The sequence below is a fragment of the Arthrobacter sp. TmtSoilC48 genome (assembly GCF_059739425.1).
In genome coordinates this window covers 2087550-2108715 of the sequence record NZ_AP046049.1, presented here as the reverse complement: position 1 = coordinate 2108715, position 21166 = coordinate 2087550, and the positions used below count along the sequence as shown (strand labels likewise).

15 protein-coding genes are annotated in these 21166 nt (G+C 60.4%); 4 read left to right on the top strand and 11 right to left on the bottom strand.

Annotated elements, in window-relative coordinates:
* The first annotated feature begins 84 nt into the window (after positions 1 to 84).
* Positions 85 to 333, top strand: a complete 249-nt coding sequence (locus tag AC6I97_RS09955; RefSeq protein WP_003804966.1) for a WhiB family transcriptional regulator — start codon at positions 85 to 87, stop codon at positions 331 to 333.
* A 117-nt stretch (positions 334 to 450) separates the two neighbouring features.
* Here the strand turns inward: AC6I97_RS09955 and AC6I97_RS09950 are convergent, their stop codons facing one another.
* From AC6I97_RS09950 to AC6I97_RS09935, 4 genes are read right to left on the bottom strand one after another with little or no spacing between them, the layout of a single operon-like run.
* Entirely contained in the window at positions 451 to 1920 is a 1470-nt protein-coding gene (locus tag AC6I97_RS09950) for a sensor histidine kinase (RefSeq protein ID WP_224164751.1), read from the bottom strand.
* A 32-nt stretch (positions 1921 to 1952) separates the two neighbouring features.
* Positions 1953 to 6809: an NAD-glutamate dehydrogenase gene (locus tag AC6I97_RS09945; protein ID WP_497944800.1), complete on the bottom strand. Its 4857-nt coding sequence runs from the start codon at positions 6807 to 6809 to the stop codon at positions 1953 to 1955.
* Positions 6810 to 6866: 57 nt separating this feature from the next.
* Positions 6867 to 8171, bottom strand: a complete 1305-nt coding sequence (locus tag AC6I97_RS09940; protein ID WP_497944799.1) for a CpaE/TadZ family protein — start codon at positions 8169 to 8171, stop codon at positions 6867 to 6869.
* Entirely contained in the window at positions 8168 to 8812 is a 645-nt protein-coding gene (locus tag AC6I97_RS09935) for an SAF domain-containing protein (RefSeq protein ID WP_224088074.1), read from the bottom strand. Before AC6I97_RS09935 ends, AC6I97_RS09940 begins: the two co-directional genes overlap by 4 nt.
* 156 nt (positions 8813 to 8968) lie before the next feature.
* On the opposite strand from AC6I97_RS09935, the gene AC6I97_RS09930 reads away from it, so the two are divergent.
* The gene (locus tag AC6I97_RS09930) at positions 8969 to 9184 is read left to right on the top strand and encodes a helix-turn-helix domain-containing protein (RefSeq protein ID WP_216924027.1); all 216 of its coding nucleotides are present in this window, start codon (positions 8969 to 8971) and stop codon (positions 9182 to 9184) included.
* 30 nt (positions 9185 to 9214) lie between these two features.
* Here AC6I97_RS09930 and AC6I97_RS09925 read toward each other — a convergent pair whose 3' ends face one another.
* Positions 9215 to 9784 carry a hypothetical protein gene (locus tag AC6I97_RS09925; RefSeq protein ID WP_497944798.1) on the bottom strand — a complete coding sequence of 190 codons (570 nt, stop codon included), beginning with the start codon at positions 9782 to 9784 and terminating at the stop codon, positions 9215 to 9217.
* A 145-nt stretch (positions 9785 to 9929) separates the two neighbouring features.
* Between AC6I97_RS09925 and AC6I97_RS09920 the strand changes: the two genes are divergently transcribed.
* Both AC6I97_RS09920 and AC6I97_RS09915 read left to right on the top strand, forming a co-directional pair.
* Positions 9930 to 10718 (top strand): LysM peptidoglycan-binding domain-containing protein, encoded by a 789-nt coding sequence (locus tag AC6I97_RS09920; protein ID WP_497944797.1) that lies wholly within the window; start codon positions 9930 to 9932, stop codon positions 10716 to 10718.
* A gap of 162 nt (positions 10719 to 10880) precedes the next feature.
* Positions 10881 to 11303: an Rv3235 family protein gene (locus tag AC6I97_RS09915; RefSeq protein ID WP_224088081.1), complete on the top strand. Its 423-nt coding sequence runs from the start codon at positions 10881 to 10883 to the stop codon at positions 11301 to 11303.
* A gap of 196 nt (positions 11304 to 11499) precedes the next feature.
* Here AC6I97_RS09915 and secA read toward each other — a convergent pair whose 3' ends face one another.
* From secA to mtrB, 6 genes are all read right to left on the bottom strand, one after another.
* On the bottom strand, positions 11500 to 14241 hold the full coding sequence (gene secA / locus AC6I97_RS09910) for a preprotein translocase subunit SecA (RefSeq protein ID WP_497944796.1): 2742 nt from the start codon (positions 14239 to 14241) through the stop codon (positions 11500 to 11502).
* A 42-nt stretch (positions 14242 to 14283) separates the two neighbouring features.
* A complete protein-coding gene (locus AC6I97_RS09905; protein ID WP_224164758.1) occupies positions 14284 to 15561 on the bottom strand; it encodes a winged helix-turn-helix domain-containing protein in 1278 nt (425 codons plus the stop codon).
* A gap of 27 nt (positions 15562 to 15588) precedes the next feature.
* The gene (gene hpf, locus AC6I97_RS09900; RefSeq protein WP_224088085.1) at positions 15589 to 16317 is read right to left on the bottom strand and encodes a ribosome hibernation-promoting factor, HPF/YfiA family; all 729 of its coding nucleotides are present in this window, start codon (positions 16315 to 16317) and stop codon (positions 15589 to 15591) included.
* A 143-nt stretch (positions 16318 to 16460) separates the two neighbouring features.
* Entirely contained in the window at positions 16461 to 16709 is a 249-nt protein-coding gene (locus tag AC6I97_RS09895; RefSeq protein WP_224164759.1) for a phosphoribosyltransferase, read from the bottom strand.
* 883 nt (positions 16710 to 17592) lie between these two features.
* A complete protein-coding gene (locus AC6I97_RS09890) occupies positions 17593 to 19311 on the bottom strand; it encodes an LpqB family beta-propeller domain-containing protein (protein ID WP_224088087.1) in 1719 nt (572 codons plus the stop codon).
* Complete coding sequence (gene mtrB / locus AC6I97_RS09885) at positions 19308 to 21086, bottom strand: MtrAB system histidine kinase MtrB (RefSeq protein ID WP_497947016.1); 1779 nt, start codon at positions 21084 to 21086, stop codon at positions 19308 to 19310. The genes AC6I97_RS09890 and mtrB overlap by 4 nt, the downstream gene beginning before the upstream one ends.
* Positions 21087 to 21166: the final 80 nt, after the last annotated feature.

The window sequence follows — 21166 nt, the reverse complement described above, 5'->3', positions numbered from 1 at the left end:
GCGGGCCCCTTTCCTTTGGAGCCTCTCGTGAATGTTTTCACAAAAGGCTCAAACTAGTTCTCACGAATGGAGTGACTGATCAGCATGGATTGGCGTAATCGCGCAGCCTGCCTCGACAAGGACCCGGAGCTCTTTTTCCCAGTCGGCAACACGGGACCAGCACTTCTGCAGATTGAGGAAGCAAAAAGCGTTTGCCGCCGGTGCCCGGTCGTGGACACTTGCCTTCAATGGGCTCTGGAGTCCGGCCAGGATGCAGGCGTCTGGGGTGGCATGAGCGAGGACGAACGCCGTGCACTCAAGCGTCGCGCAGCACGGGCCCGGCGCGCTTCTTAGCAGCTCGCTTCCCAGCAGGCAGTACAAGCACCAACGCGGAAGGCCGCGGACCACCTGGTCCGCGGCCTTCCGCGTTTAAGACAGCTGCCTGCTAAACCCCTCCACCTCCGGAAGGCGCTAAGCGCGGGCGAGGTTCAGGACAATTTCGACGGCGGTCCCGCCGCCCTCCCTGGGGCTCCATTGAATGGATCCGCCAAGCTCACTTGTGACCAGAGTACGCACGATCTGCAAACCCAGGCCTTCCGTGTATTGCCCGTCCGGCAACCCAACACCATCATCGGCAATAGTTACTGTCAGGAACTCGTCATTTCCGTCTCCCGCTGCACGGTCAGCGAGCAACCAAACGGTTCCCGTGCGTCCCTCCAAACCGTGCTCAACAGCATTCGTGACCAGTTCGTTGATGACCAGGGCCAGGGGCGTTGCGAAATCGCTGGGGAGTTCACCGAACATCCCGGATCTTTCGGTGCGTACTTGCTGGGAAGGTGAAGCGACTTCGGCAGAAAGCCTGAACTGGCGGCCGATGAGTTCATCGAAGTCGACGCTTTGAGTCAGGCCCTGGGACAGGGTCTCGTGAACAAGCGCGATGGTGGCCACGCGACGCATGGCCTGTTCCAGTCCCTGTTTTGCTTCGTCGCTGACCATCCGTCGGGACTGCATACGCAGCAGGGCGGCAACGGTCTGGAGGTTGTTCTTGACTCGGTGGTGGATCTCGCGGATCGTCGCGTCCTTGGTGACCAGCTCCATTTCGCGGCGCCTCAACTCGGACACGTCGCGGCACAAAACAAGGGCGCCAAAGCGATGTTGCTCGTCGCGCAAAGGAATGGCACGCAGGGACAGGCTAACCCCCCTGGACTCAATTTCGCTGCGCCATGGCATTCGGCCAGTGACAACCAACGGCAGCGTCTCGTCCACCATGCGCCGATCCTTCAGCAATCCGGCCGTCACTTCAGCGAGGGAACGTCCTTCCAGGGACTCAACCTCGCCCAGCCGCCGGAAAGCAGATACGCCGTTGGGACTTGCATACTGCACAATGCCTTCAGCGTCGAGCCGGATGAGTCCGTCCCCCACACGCGGGGCACCTCTGCGTGATCCGGTTGGCGATGCGAAATCCGGCCACAACCCCAGAGTTCCCATGCGAAGGAGGTCGTAGGCGCATTGCCGGTACGTGAGTTCCAGCCTGGACGGCATACGGGAACTGGAAAGATCCATATGGGATGTGACAACAGCGAGAGTCCTGCCGTTGCGCACCATCGGCACGGCTTCGACACGCAGCGCCATTTCACTGCTCCAGCTCGTCTCACTGGAGCGCTCAATGGAGCGGCTGTTCCAGGCCTTTTCCACGAGTGGACGAAGATCCGAGCGGATGCCCTCACCCACGAAGTCCGCGTGAAACACCGTATGCGATGTTGACGGACGTACGTGGGCGAGGGCGATGTACCCAAACTCCGGATGTGGAAACCACAAGGCGAGGTCTGCAAACGCCAGGTCGGCGACCATTTGCCAATCGCCTACCAGGAGGTGCAGCCATTCAGCATCTCCAGGCCCGAAATCAGCGTGTTCCCTGATGGGGTCTGTAAAGATTGCCACTGCACCTCCATTTGCGACGCGGGGACCAGCCCCTAGCGTCGAACGATTGACCTCAAGAGCCTTAATGCTACCGATAGTGAAGCCATGTCATCGGCTTCGAGGGAATTGACCTCATCAAACATGGTCTTCGCCCGTCCAAGTTGTTCGGCATTCAGGCCTTCCCACGTCCTCAGGCGATCTTCGGCCGGGGTGCCGGGCGTGCTCGACTCAAGAACCGACGTCGTCATATCTGCGACGGTTGAGTAGAGATCGTCCCGGAGCGCGGCACGGGCAAGTGCCTGCCAGCGGTCGTCGCGGGGCAGGGCGCTGATCCGTTCCAGCAGCGAGTCCACATGGAAGCGGTTGAACACCGTGTAGTAGACATGCGCCACTTCCTCGACGCTGTTGGTCCCGGTCTGGGCAATCCTTGCGATGTCCAGCAAGGCATAGCTCTCGAACAGCTCCGCCCACCTGTGGGCCAGGTGATCCGGCAACTCCCAGCCACGGGCCTTCTCCAGCCAGCCGCTGATACGAACTTTGTCATCGCCACGCAGGTAGTCCAGCAATTTGGCCCGAAGCGGCACCATCATCGGCTTGAACGACTTCACGACGTCGGCAATCGGCCGGGACGCCATGCCCTGCCCGAGCACCCATCGGACGGCACGATCCAGGAGCCGGCGGACATCCAGATGGATTTCGCTCCAATGCTCGGTGGGGAACGACGCCGGAAGGGCGTTCAATTCCTCAACCATCGGATCGAGATCGTAGATTTCACGCAGTGCCACGAATGCTTTGGCTACCGCTACCTCGTTGGCAGAGGTTTCTTCGATCGCCCGGAAGGCGAAGGTGATGCCGCCGAGGTTGATGATGTCGTTGGCCACCACCGTAGCGATGATTTCGCGCCGCAGCGGGTGGGTGTCCAGTTCGGCGTCGAACCTCTCCCGCAACTGCTTCGGGAAGTAGGCGCGGATCGTGTCCTTGAACCAAGGGTCGTCGGCCAGGTTGCTGTCCCGGAGGGCAGCCGCCAACTCGATCTTCGCGTAGGCGGCCAGGACGGACAGCTCCGGAGACGTCAGTCCCTGTCCCTGTTCCAGGCGCTGACGCAGTGTCTCGGTGCTGGGCAGTGCCTCCAGGTCACGCTTGAGGTCGGCTGATTTTTCCAGCCAGTCCATCAGACGCTCGTAGCTGGGGCTCCAGTCCGCAACGCGGGTCCTGTCGTTGAGGAGCAGGATGTTTTGGTCGATGTTGTCCTGCAGGACCAGGCGGCCGACTTCCTCGGTCATGTCAGCCAGGAATGCTGCGCGTTCTGTGGACTCAAGCTTCCCGGCCGCCACCATGCGGTCAACGAAGATCTTGATATTGACCTCGTGGTCGGAGCAGTCAACGCCCGCCGAGTTATCAATCGCGTCTGTATTAAGGATGACACCCTGCAATGCGGCTTCAATACGTCCACGTTGCGTCAACCCGAGGTTGCCGCCTTCGCCGACCACCTTGACGCGCAGGTCCTTGCCGTCCACACGGATGGCGTCATTGGCTTTGTCACCTACAGCAGCATGTGTCTCGGTGCTGGCCTTGACGTAAGTGCCGATGCCACCGTTGTACAGAAGGTCCGCCGGGGCAAGCAGGATTGCCCGAAGCAATTCGGGAGGGCTCAGCTGGGTGGTCCCGTCCGGCAACCCCAGGGACTTTCGTACTTGGTCTGACACAGGGATCGTCTTGGCTTGGCGCGGGTAGACGCCGCCCCCTTCGCTGATGAGGGTCCGGTCATAGTCATCCCACGAAGACCGCGGGAGCTCAAAGAGCCTCTGCCTCTCCGCGTACGATGCGGCCGTGTCCGGGTTGGGGTCCAGGAAGATGTGACGGTGGTCAAATGCCGCCACAAGCCGGATATGACGCGAAAGCAACATGCCGTTGCCGAAAACGTCACCTGACATGTCGCCCACGCCGACGACGCTGAACTCTTCGGTCTGGGTATCGAGGTCGAGTTCGCTGAAGTGCCTCTTCACGGACTCCCAAGCGCCGCGGGCGGTGATACCCATGGCCTTGTGGTCATAGCCCACGGATCCGCCTGACGCGAAGGCATCGCCAAGCCAGAATCCATATTCGGCAGCCAATCCGTTGGCTGTGTCTGAGAACGTTGCGGTTCCCTTATCGGCTGCAACCACCAGATAGGAATCGTCGCCGTCGTGGCGGACAACGTCCGACGGCGGGACAAGCCGTTCGCCCTCGACTGTAGTTACGAGGTTGTCAGTGATGTCCAACAAGCCGCGGATGAAGGTCTTATAGCTTTCCACCCCTTCGGCCATCCAGGCGGCGCGGTCAACTGCGGGATTGGGCAGCTGCTTCGCGAAGAAGCCGCCCTTGGCGCCGGTCGGTACGATGACCGCGTTCTTCACGGTCTGCGCCTTCACCAGGCCCAGGATTTCAGTACGGAAATCCTCCCTGCGGTCGGACCAGCGAAGACCACCACGGGCCACCTTGCCAAAGCGGAGGTGGACGCCCTCCACCCGCGGAGAGTAAACCCAGATTTCGAACATGGGGCGCGGGAACGGCAGGCCTTCGATGGTGGTGGGATCCAGCTTGAAGCTCAGGTAGCCCTTGTTTTGGAAGAAGTTGGTGCGCAACGTCGACTCAATGAGGTTGACGAAGGTACGAAGCACGCGGTCCGCGTCCAAGGTAGCGACTTGCTCGATAGCTTCTGCCAGGGCAGCTCTTGCGGCACCTTGCTGCTGGGGACGCTTGCTTTCCTCGACGCTGGGATCAAAGCGGGCGGCAAACAAGACCGTCAGACCCCGCGCAACGTCCGGATTGGCCAAGAGCGTATCGGCGATGAACCCAAAGGAGTTGGTATTGCCCATCTGGCGCATGTACTTGGCGTAGGCCCGGAGGACCACTACCTGGCGCCAGTGCATGCCTTCACGAAGCACCAGGCGGTCAAAGTTGTCAGACTCGACTGCCCCTGTGACCGCAGCACCAAACGAGTCAGCCAGGAGATCTCCGGTGGCGAGCGGGTCTATGCCAGCCGGATACTTCAGCCCAAGGTCATACAGGAAAAAGTCGCGGTGATCCGCGGTTTCGATTTCGAAGGGCCGTTCGTCCAGGACTTCGAGGCCAAGGTTGTGGAAGTAAGGAAGGATCTGGCTCAGGCTCTTGGGCTCCATCAAGTAGAGCTTGACCCGCGCATCCTCCTCCAATGCATCACCGGCGCCTTCGGGAAGGTACACATGGACGCCGGGGCGCAGTTCCTTGCTCGCTTCCCCTGCCCGTTCGGCCTGGGCTCCATACTTTTCAAAGCGTTCGATGTCCTCCAGCGCATCTTCAACCTCGTAGTCCACGCGGTAACCGGGAGGGAATGCCTCAGCCCACAAGGCGGACAGTACTTCAGCGCTCTCCGCGGGACGGTTCTCACGAAGTACCTCGGCGATGCCTTCGCTCCAAGACCTTGAGGCACGCATCAGCCGGTGTTCGAGTTCTTCTACGTTGACATCGGCAAGTTCCGCCGTGCGTGGCAGCCTGATCCTGAAGAAGACGCGCGCAAGGGCCGACTCCGTGATCCTCGCTTCGTAGTCAATGCTCTCAGCTTGGAAGGTCTCGCGTAGTTCCTGCTCAATACGGAGCCTGACGCTCGTGGTGTACCGGTCACGCGGCAGGTAGACCACCGCGGACATGAAACGTCCGTAAATGTCGGGGCGCAGGAAAAGCTTGGTCCGGCGCCGTTCCTGGAGTCGCTGGATCCCAGTGGCCGTGGCCGCAAGGTCCGGGATTTCGATCTGGAACAGTTCGTCGCGGGGGTACGTTTCCAGGATGCCCAGGAGGTCCTTGCCCGAGTGTGAATCCATTGGGAAGCCTGCGTTGCGCAACACTGCATCGACTTTGTCCCGGACAATGGGAATGTTGCGGACCGAACCGGTGTAGGCACTTGTGGCGAAAAGCCCGATAAAGCGCCGCTCACCATTGACGTTTCCGGCAGCGTCGAAGCTCTTGACTCCGATGTAGTCCAGGTACGCAGGACGGTGGACGGTTGAGCGGGAGTTGGCCTTTGTGATCACCAGTGCCCGCTTTTCACGGGCACGCTTGCGGCCGGCGTCGGTGAGGTGCTGGATCTGTCGGGTGTTGTCGCCAGCACGGAGCAAGCCAAGTCCGCTGTCCTCACGAAGTTCCAGGACGTCCTCGCCGTCTTCGTTCACGAGGTCGTATTCGCGGTATCCGAGGAAGGTGAAGTTGCCGTCATCCAGCCAGCGCAAAAGGTCCTGCGCCTGCCTGAGTTCGGCAATTTGCTCGGGGTGGGAGACGCTTCCCAGCGCTTCTGCCAGTTCGAGTGCCTTGCTACGCATTTTCGGCCAGTCTTCAACGGCGGCGCGGACATCCCCGAGGACGCGTTGGAGGCCGGCAACCAATTCTGCGCGGGCTTCCTCGCTTACGCGGTCAATTTCGACGGCGATCCAAGACTCCATGTGCGACGAGTTGTCGTTGTCGCCGAGCAGGTGGGCGACGCTGGGCAGTGCCGCAGTGTCGCCACTGGAAATGCCGATATTTGACGGGACCCTGGAAACGCTGCTGAGTTCGCCCGTGACCCTGTCGCGGGTAACCACGAAAAGCGGGTGCATAACCAGCCGGATGGCGCAGTTTTGGCGAACGAGTTCGGCGTTGACGGAATCAACCAGGAACGGCATGTCGTCAGTAGCGATGTAGACAACGTTTCGGTCAGCCTCGACGCCGATTTCCACAATGGCATTTCCAGGTCGCCGGGACTGCGCAACTTTCCTGTGTGTGCTTGCCCGTGCAATCAGCAGCTCGGGCGCATACGCCCGTGAATCCTCCTCTGCGAGGTGCTCATAGTAGTCACCGAAGAAACCCTCACGGACAACTGCTGCATCGGACCGATCCTCCACGCTGGATCCTGACGACATCTACAAACGCCTCCATCACATGTTGATTGCTGCGACTCTGCAGCCCACATGGCGAGCCTAGCGCTTAAGCAGGCCGAAGGCTCTGGTAGATCGGCCAAGGGATTTGCGATTTTGCTGGATAGGTGCACAGACCAGCCCCGCAATGGCTTTTCGCAAGGGAGAGTCGGGCGATGATTCCAACAGGACAGACCCCGACAATAGGGCAGCATCGCACGCTTCCGCGTCTGCAGGTAAGTAGGCATCAATGCCATGCCCAGGGCCGAAGCGCTCCCATGCCTCGGATAATTGCTGCCTGGGCGAACGGCCCGCCGACGCCCGCTTAACTTTGTTGAGGAGCACGCGTGGTGTTGCGTGCGGAACCGCAGCTTCGAGCTCGGCCAGGCCACGGACCAACCGCGGAACGCCGATCGCGTCGGCAGCCCCCACGGCAAAAACCTCGTCCGCCAGCTCCAAACTGCGTAAGGTAGCGCCATTGCGGCGTGGCGCAATCGTGTCAAAGCTCAATTCCTCATCTGCCTCCAGGCAGAAGCCGGTGTCCACGACAACTACCTCGGCAACCTGCCTGGCCCTTTCAAGGACAAGCGAAAGTGCAGAGGCCCTCAGCTCAGTCCAGCGGTCCGCCCTTGTGGTTCCAGTGAGTACTCGAAATCCACCGCTCTTGGTGAAGACAGGCGTAGCAGCCCGGTCCAGTGCATCCGAATCCAGTAATCCTTGGTCAGCGAGCCTGCAGGCCTGGGCGAGTCCGGCCGACTCCTCCAACAGCCCCAGCATGGCCGACACGCTCGCACCGTAGCTGTCAGCATCCACAAGAATCACGGACTTGCCTTCGGCCGCCAACTCGGCAGCCATGTTTACTGCAACCAGGGTTCTTCCCGGGGCGCCAGTTGGGCCCCACACTGCTATTACCCTCCCCGATCCGGCCGCTTCGGTTTCGCGCGGTTCCGGCGCCAACTGGAATCCCGCAGATGAGTCTGCGAAGCCGGCGTCGGGAAATTTGCGGGCGCGGAGCGGCCCACCGTGGCGACCCACTGCATCGGAAATCCTCACGGCAAGGGCAGCGGGCTCAATATCGGTGGACGCAGTTACTACACCAATGGCAGTGAGCCTCGAGATCTCCACCGGGTCCACAGTCAAGGCGAGAATGGACACACCCACGGCAGCCAGCCGATCCACCAATGTAGCGGTTAGTTCTTCGCAGCCTTCCGCGACGACTGCCGCCAGGGCAAGGCCGCTTTGGCAGGCAGCCATCAACTCCGCAAGCTCTGAACACCGGCGGACCACCGTCACGGGGCCATGCAATCGCTCCAGCCCGCCAACCACCGCTTCCTGTGCCTGGCCAACAGTTATGACAGGGATGCTCATTGACTGACGCCCGCGGGGTTCCAAACTACAGATACCTTGGCGGCGTTTGCCTTTGCACCCAGCAGCTTCGGCATCTGTTTGTCCGTAACCAGCACGAGCACGACCGTTGTTTTTGAGGCTCCTAGGGCACCGGAACCCGCTGTTACCTCTGCGATTTCGGCACCAGGCAGCAATAGCTGTGGTTCTTCAAAAGCGTTTTGCGAGCCAGGCATGGCCACCCAGACGTCCACCTTCGCCCCGGGAACTGCCTGCGCTGGAAGTGACTCATCCATTGATATGGCAACAGGCTTGCGGTTCAGGCCGTCAGCCTGCCCGAGGCTCTTCTGTGGAACGAGTTGGCCCTTCTCAATTCTCTGCAGCGCCACCTTGCCCTGGGCAATTCCACCCTCCACGGTAACGTAGGCGGACTCGACGTCGTCCAAGCGAACCTGGACGATGGTTAGATCCCCCGGCCCCACGGTTTGGCCAACGGCAATGCCCTCCCGTGCTGCATAAACCTGTGTGGTCCGATCAGCGGTGCTAACAACCGAGATGACTCCGGCGACGGATACAAGCATGAGCAGCACTCCCACCAGCAGCCGTGGATCCTTCCAGGATGGCTTCTTCAACCTGTTGCCGGCCCCGCCTGTACTCGGATCCATTCTTTCTGCTCCCCCATTGAAGTTTCATGGCATGGTTGTCCGCGCCGCCTCTTCATTGTTGCCGTGACGCGTCGGAAGCCAAAGTCAAGAACGCCAAATCATGGGAAATTGTGGATAACTGTGCCAAACGGTGCCAACAGATGCCAAAATAGTCGCATGCCCCGATTCCTGACTCTGGCGGACGTCGCCGAACAGCTCCAGATAAATTCGCCGCAGGCCTACGCCCTGGTACGCAGCGGTGAGCTGAAAGCCATCCAGGTCGGAGGGCGCGGACAATGGCGCATCGAGGAAAAGATGTTGGAGCAATACATCGAGGAGCGGTATGCCGAGGCCAGCCGCATGATTGAAGAGGCCAAGTCCAAGTCGAGCTAGCGTGGAGGCGCCAAACACGCCTATGAACGGCTAGAGTCCTTGGTTCCCGCTTGAGCACAGGGCCGCAAGTGATGTGAAGGGAATAGTCCTCACGGCAGCCACAGCACCGCCCCGCCGTACCTCGCCCCGTGTATCGGCAAAATCGAAATGGTCCCGTCCGACCCTGTCGATGACACCATGGAGCCTGTGGTCTCCCGCCGGACCGGCGGCCAACACCACTGTCACCGGCGCCCTGTCTCGGGAGAGCCCCCGGAGGGCGCTGGCAAGACTAATCGAACTTTGGACCTGGGAGACGGGTTTTCTAGCCAATCTTCCGAGTCCGTAGTAATGACTTACCGATGCGCATGGAATGAGCCATTGCCGTCCGTTGTCGTTCAATACGAACCAGTCCCCACCGATGTGGCCCAGGGTTCCCCGGAGGGAAATGCCGCTGCCCAGCACCAATGCGAGCTCAGCTCCGGCGACTCCCCGAAGCCTGTCCGCAAGGTCCAAACCGGCGAGCTCGACCCGCACGCGCTCGGATATTTCCGATTCACGGGCCAAGGTGCGCTCAGCAGAAAACTGCGCTTCCAGATCTTCAAAGAGAGAGTCCCATCTCATATGGTCACAATAGGACCCGTAGCGCGTGGCTCCAACCGCAATCGGATTTTCCCGTCATGATTGGACAAAGTCCTTCGACTGTGCTGAGAATTGGCAAACAGCACTAAATGACATCAAACTGCACTAAAGAGCCGAAAGGGTAAGAATGAGCAGCGATCCACCAAGGATCCGCCACGACGCCGCAATGGCTAGCGTGCTCCTCGCGCTGGGACTTTTGCTGGTAATCGTTGGGCAAACCCTCTTGGGGCAGTGGCAGATGGATGTGGCCCACGGACAGAGAAGTACGTTCGAGCACCTCCTCGCCCTTGCATCCAGCGCCGCGGGAATTGCCATTGTGTCCTGGTGGATCCTCTCACTTGGGCTCGCAGCTTGGGCCGCGGTTTTGCATGGCACGGGAAGGAGCGGCAGCGCCAACGCCATCGCCAAGTTCAGTCCTGCCTTCATGCTGAGGCTGGCATGTGCCCTTCTAAGCCTGAATTTCCTAGGAGTTCAGGCGGCACAGGCAGCCGCAATGCCGGAACCTCAATGGCAAGCCACTTCCAGTGGCGGCACATCCATGGCAGCGTGGCATCCATCAGCTGGCACACAAGGACCCGTGCCCGCTGTGGAGGTTCCAGCGCGAAACACCGAAGAAAACCATGAGGCAAGGCCAGAGCCCGCCTGGCAGCCACGTCCACCCATAGTTGAACCCGGCCTCCTGTCGCGTCCGGGCTCTCGCGGGATGACGTTTGGACACCCCGCTGAGGCCGGCATTGTCGTCAAACCGGGTGACACGCTGTGGTCCATTGCCGCAGCCAGCCTTGGACCCTTGGCGACAGACGTTGACATCGCCCTGCATTGGCCCAGTTGGTATTCAGTCAACCGAAGGATCATTGGCGACGACCCTTCGACCCTGCGAGCAGGGCAAGTGCTGCAGCCCCCAACGCCAAGCTAAGGGTCTTCGCCGCCCATTAAGAATCCGACTGAACTGAACGGCACCCACTCAGGGGCATTCGTTCAAAAGGTAAGACCAGTCCCATTGTCATCCCAGACGTAGCAACCTGAGCCAAGCGATGCCCGCGCAACGGCTCACAGAGTGAACTCATGAGGATTGACCATGACTGCTGTAACTGCACGCCGCCACGCAGACCGCCAAAGAACCAAACGTTCCGCAACGAATGCAGGAGCCGACGCTTCTACCCTTGACGTAAGGCTAGTGGCACGAAGCATCGCCCAAGCCGCAGTAGAGGTACTTGCCGGGACAAGGTCGGCCCTCCAGCTGTCCAGATCCCTCGATGCGCCATGCTTCCTTTCGCTCCAGCATCGGGCCGCACTGACACGCCAACACGCTGCACGTACCCGCGGCTCGCTTCAAATACACAGAAGCCCAATGGTCCGCTCCGTCCGTGCTTGCGCCATTTCAGACTCCATCTACGAGGTCAGCATCGTTGTCTCTGAGGAGCAGCGCTCCCGCGCTATTGCCATGAGGTTGGAACAGTCCGAGGGGACATGGCAGGTCACCGCCCTGGAGATTGGCTAAGCACCTTATTGGCTAGGCACCCGATTGGCTAGGCACCCGATTGGCTAGGCACCCGATTGGCTGGGCACCCGCGTGGATCAGCGCACGTGACCAGGCACCCCTAAGCCAAGCTGGTTGCCTTAACCTGGAGGCAGCGTATCTACGAAAAAAGACCCCGGATTTGTGTCCGGGGTCCTTTCTCATAAGGGAGGCTGGATCAGCGCCGCTTCTTCTTGGCGGTCTTGCGCTGCTCCTGGGTGGCTGCTTTGGCAGGATTACCGGACCGGCCCGAGGAGCGACCCTCGATGCGGGTCTGGCTTGCCCCGTCCTCGCCTGGAGCTGTGTACTGCAATTGCGCCGGCTTTTCGGGTGTCTCCAGACCGGCAGCCCGGATCTGGGGATCGTGGTGCTCGGTGTGTGCACCTGCCGCAGTATCGTCGGCAACAACGACATCTTCGGCGGGGGTCACTTCAACTTCAAGGTTGTAGAGGAAACCAATGCTTTCCTCGCGGATAGCTTCCATCATGCTTTGGAACATCACGAAGCCTTCGCGCTGGTACTCTACCAGCGGATCGCGTTGAGCCATGGCCCGCAGCCCGATGCCCTCTTTGAGGTAGTCCATCTCGTACAGGTGTTCTTGCCATTTACGCCCAAGCACCGAGAGAACGACGCGGCGTTCCAGCTCCCGCATGCTTTCAGAGCCAATGGCTTCTTCACGGGCCTGGTACACAAGCCGCGCATCAGAGAGGATCTCTTCCTTGAGGAATTCGGCAGTGACCCTGGACTTGCCGCCGGCTTCATCAATGATTTCCTGAGCAGTTACGGTGGCTGGGTACAACGTCTTCAGGTTGGACCACAACTGGTTGAAGTCCCAGTCATCGCCGTTGCCTTCCGCTGTGGCGGAGTCGATAAGCGCGCTGATGGTGTCTTCCAGGAAGAACTGCACTTTTTCGTGGAGGTCATCGCCTTCGAGGATCCGACGACGGTCCCCGTAGATCGCTTCACGCTGGCGGTTCAAGACGTCGTCGTACTTGAGGACGTTCTTGCGCTGCTCCGCGTTACGCGCTTCCACCTGGCCCTGGGCCGAGGCAATGGCGCGGGAAACAAGCTTTGATTCCAGCGCGACGTCGTCGGGCACCGAACTGTTCATGAGCCGCTCGGCAGCACCGGAATTGAACAGCCTCATGAGGTCGTCGGTCAATGAAAGGTAGAAACGTGATTCCCCGGGGTCTCCCTGGCGTCCGGAGCGGCCCCGCAGCTGATTATCAATCCGGCGGGACTCGTGGCGTTCGGTGCCCAGCACGTAGAGGCCGCCAAGGTCCAGTACTTCCTCGTGCTCGTCCTTGACCGCCTGCTTGGCCGCTGCAAGTGCCTCCGGCCATGCTGCCTCGTACTCTTCCGAGTTCTCCTCCGGGTCCAGGCCCCTCTTGGCGAGGTCTGCGATCGCAGTGAATTCGGCGTTGCCACCAAGCATGATGTCGGTACCGCGGCCTGCCATGTTGGTTGCTACCGTGACGGCACCCTTACGTCCGGCCTGGGCAACGATGGAGGCTTCCCGTGCGTGGTTCTTTGCGTTGAGGACCTCGTGGCGGATACCTTCCTTTGCCAGCAGCTTGGAGAGATATTCGCTCTTCTCAACGCTGGTGGTGCCAACCAGTACGGGCTGGCCCTTTTCGTGGCGTTCCGCAATGTCCTTGACGACAGCGTCGAACTTGACGACCTCGTTCTTATAGACGAGGTCCGACTGGTCAATGCGCTGCATGTCCCGGTTGGTGGGAATGGGCACAACTCCGAGTTTGTACGTGCTCATGAACTCGGCTGCCTCGGTCTCGGCCGTACCCGTCATACCTGACAGCTTCGAATACATGCGGAAGTAGTTCTGCAGCGTTACCGTTGCCAGGGTCTGGTTTTCGGCCTTGATCTCGACGTTTTCCTTGGCCTCGATGGCCTGGTGCATGCCTTCGTTGTATCGTCGCCCGGCGAGGATACGGCCCGTGTGCTCGTCAACAATCAGGACCTCGCCGTCGAGGATGACGTAATCCTTGTCGCGCTTGAAGAGTTCCTTCGCCTTGATGGCGTTGTTCAGGAAACCAATGAGCGGGGTGTTGGCCGATTCGTACAGGTTCTGGATACCGAGGTAGTCCTCCACCTTTTCAATTCCGGCTTCCAGGACACCAACAGTCCGCTTCTTCTCATCGACTTCGTAGTCAACTTCCGGCTGTAGCCGGAGTACGACCTTTGCGAATTCGCTGTACCAGCGGTTCGTATCGCCTTGGGCCGGACCCGAAATGATGAGCGGGGTACGCGCTTCATCGATCAGAATCGAGTCAACTTCATCCACAATGGCGAAGTTGTGCCCCCGCTGAACGAGTTCACTGGCGTCCCAGGCCATGTTGTCGCGCAAATAGTCGAAGCCAAATTCGTTGTTTGTCCCGTAGGTGATGTCCGCGGCGTACTGCTGCCGACGCACTGACGGATCCTGGTTGGAGAGGATGCATCCGCTTGTCAGGCCAAGGAAGCGGTAGACGCGTCCCATGAGCTCGGACTGGTATTCGGCAAGGTAATCATTCACCGTGACGACGTGGACACCCTTGCCGGTGAGGGCATTGAGGTATGCCGGCGCAGTTGCCACGAGGGTCTTGCCTTCACCGGTTTTCATTTCGGCGATGTTGCCCAGATGGAGGGCGGCGCCACCCATCAGCTGGACGTCAAAATGCCGCATGCCCAACGTTCGGGATGAGGCCTCACGGACCGCAGCAAAGGCCTCAGGCAGGAGCGCGTCCAGTGTCTCGCCGTCCTGGTGCCGGGAGCGCAAACGGTCTGTTTCCTCCCGGAGTTCAGCATCAGAGAACGTCTTGAAAGAGTCTTCCAGGGCATTGATGGAATCGGCATAGTTCCGCAGTTGCCTGAGTGTTTTCTTGTCACCCGTGCGGAGAAGTTTTTCGATTAGTGATGCCACGTGAAATTGCTCCCAGTCTCATGCTGCCGAATTCTGGCTGTTTCAGTCTACGGGAGAGAGTATCGCCACGTTATCCGGTTCCCCTGTGAGCGGACTGCCTGGCCCGTCTGGTTCAGGGCCCCCGTTCACTGCCTCGGAGAGTGGAACCGCGAGATCCCCTACCGGCCACACGACAACTTCCTGAAGGCCGAGCCATTGGGCCATGAGCCACAATTCGGCGGAAAGCTCGACGGCGGTATCGGGCGGCGCTCCTGGCTCACCAAATGCGGACCGAACCAAGAGTTGGCCTGCGGCCCTGTCAGCCTTCAAATCGACACGGGCCACGATGCCTTCCCGAAGCAGGAAGGGCAGAACATAGTAGCCGAAACGGCGCTTGGCAGCGGGCGTGTAGATCTCAATCCGATAGTGGAACCCGAACAATTCTTCCAGGCGCCGCCGTTCGAAGACCAGCGAGTCAAAAGGGCTCAGGAGCGCCCGGCCTTCGGCCCTCCGTGGCAATCCGGCCTCGACGTGGCGGTAGGTTTCCCGTTCCCAGCCGCGAACCGAAACGCGCTCCAGCCGGCCTGCCTGGAGAAGGCGCTGCACCGACGCCTCCCCGGCCTTTAGCGGGGTCCGAAAATAATCGGCAAAACACCGGACCGTTCCAATGCCGTGTGCCATGGCGGCTGCATCCATGAGCCGGTCAAGGGCGGCATCCGCATCCATCCCGCTGTGTACCGAACCCGGCAGGACCCTGGAAGTAATGGTGTAGAGACGTTCGAATTGGGGTGTCCGCGACGCCGCCGAAACGCGGCCTTCTTCGAACAGATGCTCCAGAACGCGCTTCACGGCGTTCCAGTTCCAACCCCAATTTCCGCTTTCGGCGTCCTGGGTGTGCCCAAGTTGTGCAGTCAAGGCAGATGCCGTCATCGGCGGTCCAGCCTCCAGGGCCGCGAGGATTCGTTCCTCCATGGCGATCCGCACCGCGGGCTCCATATGATGGGCACCAACCCAAGCCCGCTTCTGCCAAAGAAGAAGGTCGGGAAAATGCTCCGGACGGATATAGCTGGCCTCGTGAGCCCAGTACTCCATCATTCTGCGGGGTTTTCGGCCTGCCATGGAGTGAAGGATTGCCGGATCATAGTTTCCCAGGCGGGAAAAGAATGGCAGATAGTGGCTCCGCGCCAGCACATTCACGGAGTCGATCTGGACAAGCTGGATCCGTGCAAAGGTCCGGCCCACCGCCCGTGGGGTCACGGGGCCGGCGGGCCGGACTTTCGCCAATCCTTGGGCTGCCAATGCGATCCGCCGTGCCTGTGACAGGCTCAGCGAAGCGGTCATTGAAGTCCTTTCACGTGCGATAAAGCCTTACTTGGCGGTGGCCGCCTGGTCATCCGAGCGGTACGCGTGGATCTTCTCCTCCACGGCTTCCTCGCCGGGCTCGCAGGTGGAGTCGAGGGTTATGACACCATAAGTCCAGCCACTGCGCCGGTACACAACCGAGGGTGCATTGGTTTCCTTATCCAGGAACAGGTAGAAGTTGTGCCCCACCAGTTCCATGTTGTCCACTGCATCATCGAGAGTGAGGGATGCGGCGGGGAAGACCTTCCGACGGATCAAAACGGGTGAATCACCTGCTGGAATATCGTTCTCGATGTCGTAGGGCGACCGCTCCTCGGCCTGCGGTTCAGGTTCCTGCTGGTTGCTGGCGCCTACGTAGATCGGCTCACTGGCACTAGCGGGCTCGAGGGACGCCGTTGCCTCCCGAACGGCCTTGGGCGTGTGACGCCCATGGTGCACCTTCTTCCTGTCCTTCGCGCGGCGCAACCGCTCAAGCAGCTTGTTGTACGCAAGATCGAAGGCAGCAAATTTGTCAGCGGCTGTGGCCTCGGCACGGATAACAGGGCCTCGGCCCAGGACTGTCACTTCAACGGTGAGCTGTCCCGGCGTTTGCCGGGGGTTGGTCTCCTTGGAAACCTTGGCGTCGACTCGCTGGACTTTGTCCCCCAACGATTCAATCTTTGAGATCTTCTCGCCGGCATATTCGCGAAAGCGGTCAGAAACTGTCAGATTTCGTCCGCTGATCATGAACTCCATGGTGCCCTCCAAATAACTCAGGTGACACGACAACGACGCTGTAGGGGGCTGGTCTGACGGACAGTCGAGCCCCTTTCCGAGCCGCTATCGACAGGTACATCTGTTCTTGGTACCCACAACCGACGTTAGTTCATCGGCACGAGTTATTCACCCTTTGGCCACTTATTTTTTGTTTGCGTCTTAACCCCATCCGAGGGCTCGTCTCCGGCGGTATTGGAGGCGTAGGCTGGTGGCCTCGTGGCCGCGAGAACAACGGCGCCGCAGACTATCCCTCCCGCCGCGGACACGGCCCGGGCAGCCTCCGCCAGGGTGGCTCCAGTGGTGAGAACATCGTCCACAATCAGGCATCTTTGCCCACGGATCTTTTCCCCGTAGCGGGGTCGTACCCTCATGGAACCCCGGACACGCCTGGCACGCTCACCCCTGCCGAGTCCTTTTTGGCCCGTGGAACCATCTTTCCCCTCCTTGCCAAGGAGGGTCCTGACGCCAATTCCGACCAGGTCTTTGCAAGATGCGGCCAGCCGCTGGTTTTCCAGGAGATTCCCGGTCTTCTCAAGCACATCAAGAGCCGGGCACCGGGACAACATCCCCCGTCTCTTCATGCAGCGGAGCAGAACGTGGACGGGGCTGAAACCCCGGCTTCGGAAGGCCCTGCCGCTGCTGGGAACGGCAACAACGCAAAACCCCGGCTGGTCACCAATGGCCAGCCGAACTGCGTTTCCGAGGCAAGGCGCCAACACCTCGGCCAGCCGCCACTGGCCTAACCGCTTGAACGACAACAGGGACTGCGAAAGTTCATCCCGATAGGGCCCTGCCGCCACCACGCCCAGCTTTACAGTGCCATCAACATCGACGAGCGCAGGCGACTCCTGTTCGGCCCTGAAGGGTTTCCTGCAAAGCTGACGCACCCGCTTGGCACAATGCCTGCACAGGACGGTGTCTTCCACACCGCAGCAGACGCAATCAACGGGAACCAGGAGTGCAACCAACTCCATCAATGCCGCTTGCAGGTTGGCAAACACGCGCCCAAGCAGGCGCCTGTCCTTTCCGCGTCGCCGGGGTCCTGACGTGTCAGGAGCACCAACATCCGGGTCAAGCCGGCGCTGGATGCGTTGGGCGGATCGAGGACCATTGACGGCATACGGGAGGTCGTTCAGGGAAACAATCATGCTGGTAGCCTTGGGCACTTTTTGTTCCGGTAACAGTCCCACAGCCCGCTATGTGAACAACCCCCGTCGTGTTGGGGCGGCGCCTCCGGGGTGCCCGGCTCCCGGATCAGCCCGGGAAGGCCGGCTCCGTTGGGCCCTTGAGCTGAAGTTCCCAACCATTTCCGACACGTTGAAAAATTCCCGCTGTGGACTGCCCGTAGATCTGTTCCGACCCGTTACCTGCGCTCAGGCTCATGAGGCCGTCCCACGGGGCCAGTTGCTGCGGCTCCCCCGAGGTAAGCGAGAGCAACTCCGGAACCACGGTAGCCGTAGCCGAACTGGACATGACGGCAACGGTGGATCCGTTGACCCACACTCCCTGGTCAGGCGAGGTGGAGGTAAAAAGAGTGATTGGAGTCGTAAGATCCTTGGGCGCGCCGTCTGCATTCCGGACGATGCCCGTCACTTGAACCACTGATTTACCGTTCGCCTCGGATATCACCAGCGCCCGGGTACCTTCGCGTGAGATCCGGAAATCCTTGACGGTCCGTCCGGACAGCCACGTGGGCGTTATGGTCGCCGTGGGCACAGCCATGCCAGGGGCAACGCCAGTGGGCTTGAATGCCACAACCTCCGTGTTCCCGCTGGCGCCTGGTCCCGCCGTCCAAACCCAATCATGAGGGCTGAACGAAGGCCCGCTCAACGTGCTTCGGGTAGTCAGTTGGCGGGCCGGCTGACCCGGCTCGATGGAGTACAACGTGGTTTTGTCGCCGTTGAGGAAGGCAACGGTTTGGGATACGGGCGACTCGGCGGGTGAATGGGGGCCGAGACCTGCAACCGACTGAATATCAGGCAATGGCGAAACCCGGTTGTTCTCATAGCGGACCAAGTCGCCGTTACTGACGGCAACCTGGCGGGCAGGCACATTCTTGTCCACAACCGGTGGCAGAACTGTCCCGTTGTCCTCGACGCGGACCAGGTCCTGGTCGGCGCGAAGCTGGACGTTAATGACGTCCGGTTGCCCCCTGAAGGTTAAGGCCAGCTGGTTCTGCATGCGTTGGCGGTCTTCTGCCGATGCGTCGAACAGTTCCTTGGCCGACAAATCCACCTGGGCTGCTCCTGAAACGACAGGGACAGATTCCCTGGCCAACTTCATCCCGGAGGGAAAAGCGCTCACCACTGCCCCACGCAAATACGGCGCAGGCCCGGCAAGCAGGGCACTGGTCATGGACTTAACAGTCTTCTTCTTGATGAACCACCGGTAGTCCGGCACCGCATACGTGAACGTCGGGTCGTAGAAGTAGATGGGGAAGGCGCCGTAGATAACTTTGAAGGTCTCTTCCGGAATCGCAGTACCATCCGGAACCTTGGAGATCCGCCACTCCCCCTCCACTTTCTCCAGCGAGACGGGGATGGTCTCCTTGGTTCCCGGCGGGAACTGCGTGGCTATTCCGTCCGCATCCACCGTGTAGGCAAGGTCGACCTCGTAGACGTATTCATTCTCCACAGCCGTCTTAACCACGCGGGCCCCGCGGAAAACGATGGCCCGCTTATCCGGCTTCCACGTTACGGCCTGGGCTTGGGTCAAATATTGCCGCGCTACGGGATAGTCGTCCTCATAGCCGCTGCCGGCCATATAGAAATCCTCAATGACGGCTTCAGGTGTGGAGCCTGCACGCGGTGCTGCGGGGAAGAAGACAGGGGCATTGGGGTTTCCCGCTCCCTCATCCTGGCTTTTTCCCACTGGACCGGACCGGGGAATCTGGGCGCACGAAGCCAGCAAGACCATGAGCGCCGCCAGCACAGCAACGAAAACCCGCCTGCGTGCGGTGCCAAGGACCCTCATGATCCATCGCCCTTTCCCGCGTCACCCGAAGGAGGCGTTCCGACGTCCGATTTGCCGTCTGTACTGCCAAAACCTGTGCCCAGGACAAGCATCTGGCGTTCGCTTCCGGCTCCGGGCAAGTCGATGTCGGCAGGTTCCAACTGAAGGGGCGACTTGAGGATGGTTCCGCCCTGCTTCAGCGGCAAGGTCAACCTGAAGTTTGAGCCCGCCCCTTTGCGGCCCCACGCCTGAAGCCAGCCGTTGTGGAGCTTGGTGTCTTCGGCTGCGATGGACAATCCCAGGCCGCTGCCACCAGTTGTTCGGGCGCGTGCCGGGTCAGCCCGCCAGAAACGGTCGAAAACCCTGGCAGCTTCCGCTGGGCTCATTCCAATACCGTGGTCCCGCACGGCCACGGCCACGGCGTCATGGTTTGCTGCCACAGAAATGTGGATCGGTTTTCCTTCGCCATGCTCAAGGGCGTTGAGCAGCAGGTTCCTCAGGATCCGGTCGATCCTGCGCGAGTCCATTTCGACAATGATGCTCTTCTGACGGGCGTTGAGGCGAACCTCGGACCCGTACTCGGAGGCTACGGGTGCTGCGCCCTCCATGACGTGCGAGATCACTTGGAAGATGTCCTGGGGTTCGGCGTCCAGGATGGCTGCACCGGCATCGAAGCGCGAAATCTCCAGCAGGTCCGACAACAAGGACTGGAAGCGCTCCACTTGGTGATAGAGGAGCTCGGCCGAGCGTTTGTTCATAGGGTCGAAGTCTTCACGGGCGTCGTAAAGGACCTCCGCGGCCATGCGAACGGTGGTCAAGGGCGTGCGAAGTTCGTGCGAGACATCCGAGACGAATCTTTGCTGCATTTGCGACAACGTGGCGAGCTGGGTGATCTGCTCCTGCAGGCTGGCCGCCATATGGTTGAACGAAGCACCAAGCCTGGCGACCTCATCCTCACCCTTGACCACCATGCGCTCTTGGAGTTGGCCCGCCGCCAGCTTTTCCGACACCACGGCAGCATGGCTCACAGGGCTGACGACATTGCGTGTGACGTACCACGCGATGGCACCAATCATCAGCACGAGCGCCGCACCACCGGCCCACAGCACGTTCTGGATTTCGTCCAGGGTCTTCTGGGCGGTGTTCAGGTCATAGATCAAATACAACTCATAGGCAGTGCCGTTAAAGGTCACTTTGTTTCCGACAGCAATACCGGGGCGGTCCTCGTTTCCCACCGGGAACTGCATGGAGGCCCAGAACTGTTGCTTCCCGCCTTCCTGGACGGCCTTTCGCAATTCCGGCGGGATGACACGGACGGTGAGTTGGTCAGAGGCGCGCGACTCTACCCAGCGGTTACGGGGTTTGGTCTGTTCCGGCACGGCTTCAAAAACGTAGCGCCGCTGGATCACCGAGCCCCGGCCCTCTACGGCGGTTAGCGTGTCATAGACCAGCGTGATGACGCTTGATTGATCAGTAACCTGTGCGCCGTCAAAGGTGTCCTGAACCTGTTTTACGTTGTATCGGGACTCCGACTCCGCCTGGGCGAGCCTTTCCTGGAACAGGTTATTGGCTATCTGGTTGGAAAGGTACGCTCCGACGATCGCAAAAGACGTTACGGCAAGCAGAAGCGTCGTCAGCACGGTCCTGAACTCCAGTGACCGCCGCCACCGCCTCAGCAAAGAACGCCAGAGGAAGCGAAGACCCGGCCGTATCTGCCGGACACCGATCGAGACGAGGCGGGAAACCCTGAGAACCAGAATCAGGCCACGCCGTGTCCATATCCGGGCGCGCCACATCAGCCAGGGAAGGTTCCTTCTTACTGGATCACTGGGAGCGGAGGCTGAATCCCCGGACGCCGAAGTTTGCGGGGTTTGCT

Coding starts and splice junctions, on each gene's coding strand:
- hpf (WP_224088085.1), bottom strand. CDS start 16,317: ATGGAGTTCATGATCAGCGGACGAAATCTGACAGTTTCTGACCGCTTT.
- AC6I97_RS09955 (WP_003804966.1), top strand. CDS start 85: ATGGATTGGCGTAATCGCGCAGCCTGCCTCGACAAGGACCCGGAGCTC.
- AC6I97_RS09905 (WP_224164758.1), bottom strand. CDS start 15,561: ATGACCGCTTCGCTGAGCCTGTCACAGGCACGGCGGATCGCATTGGCA.
- AC6I97_RS09945 (WP_497944800.1), bottom strand. CDS start 6,809: ATGTCGTCAGGATCCAGCGTGGAGGATCGGTCCGATGCAGCAGTTGTC.
- AC6I97_RS09895 (WP_224164759.1), bottom strand. CDS start 16,709: ATGAGGGTACGACCCCGCTACGGGGAAAAGATCCGTGGGCAAAGATGC.
- AC6I97_RS09915 (WP_224088081.1), top strand. CDS start 10,881: ATGACTGCTGTAACTGCACGCCGCCACGCAGACCGCCAAAGAACCAAA.
- mtrB (WP_497947016.1), bottom strand. CDS start 21,086: ATGTGGCGCGCCCGGATATGGACACGGCGTGGCCTGATTCTGGTTCTC.
- AC6I97_RS09890 (WP_224088087.1), bottom strand. CDS start 19,311: ATGAGGGTCCTTGGCACCGCACGCAGGCGGGTTTTCGTTGCTGTGCTG.
- AC6I97_RS09930 (WP_216924027.1), top strand. CDS start 8,969: ATGCCCCGATTCCTGACTCTGGCGGACGTCGCCGAACAGCTCCAGATA.
- AC6I97_RS09935 (WP_224088074.1), bottom strand. CDS start 8,812: ATGGATCCGAGTACAGGCGGGGCCGGCAACAGGTTGAAGAAGCCATCC.
- AC6I97_RS09940 (WP_497944799.1), bottom strand. CDS start 8,171: ATGAGCATCCCTGTCATAACTGTTGGCCAGGCACAGGAAGCGGTGGTT.
- AC6I97_RS09925 (WP_497944798.1), bottom strand. CDS start 9,784: ATGAGATGGGACTCTCTCTTTGAAGATCTGGAAGCGCAGTTTTCTGCT.
- AC6I97_RS09920 (WP_497944797.1), top strand. CDS start 9,930: ATGAGCAGCGATCCACCAAGGATCCGCCACGACGCCGCAATGGCTAGC.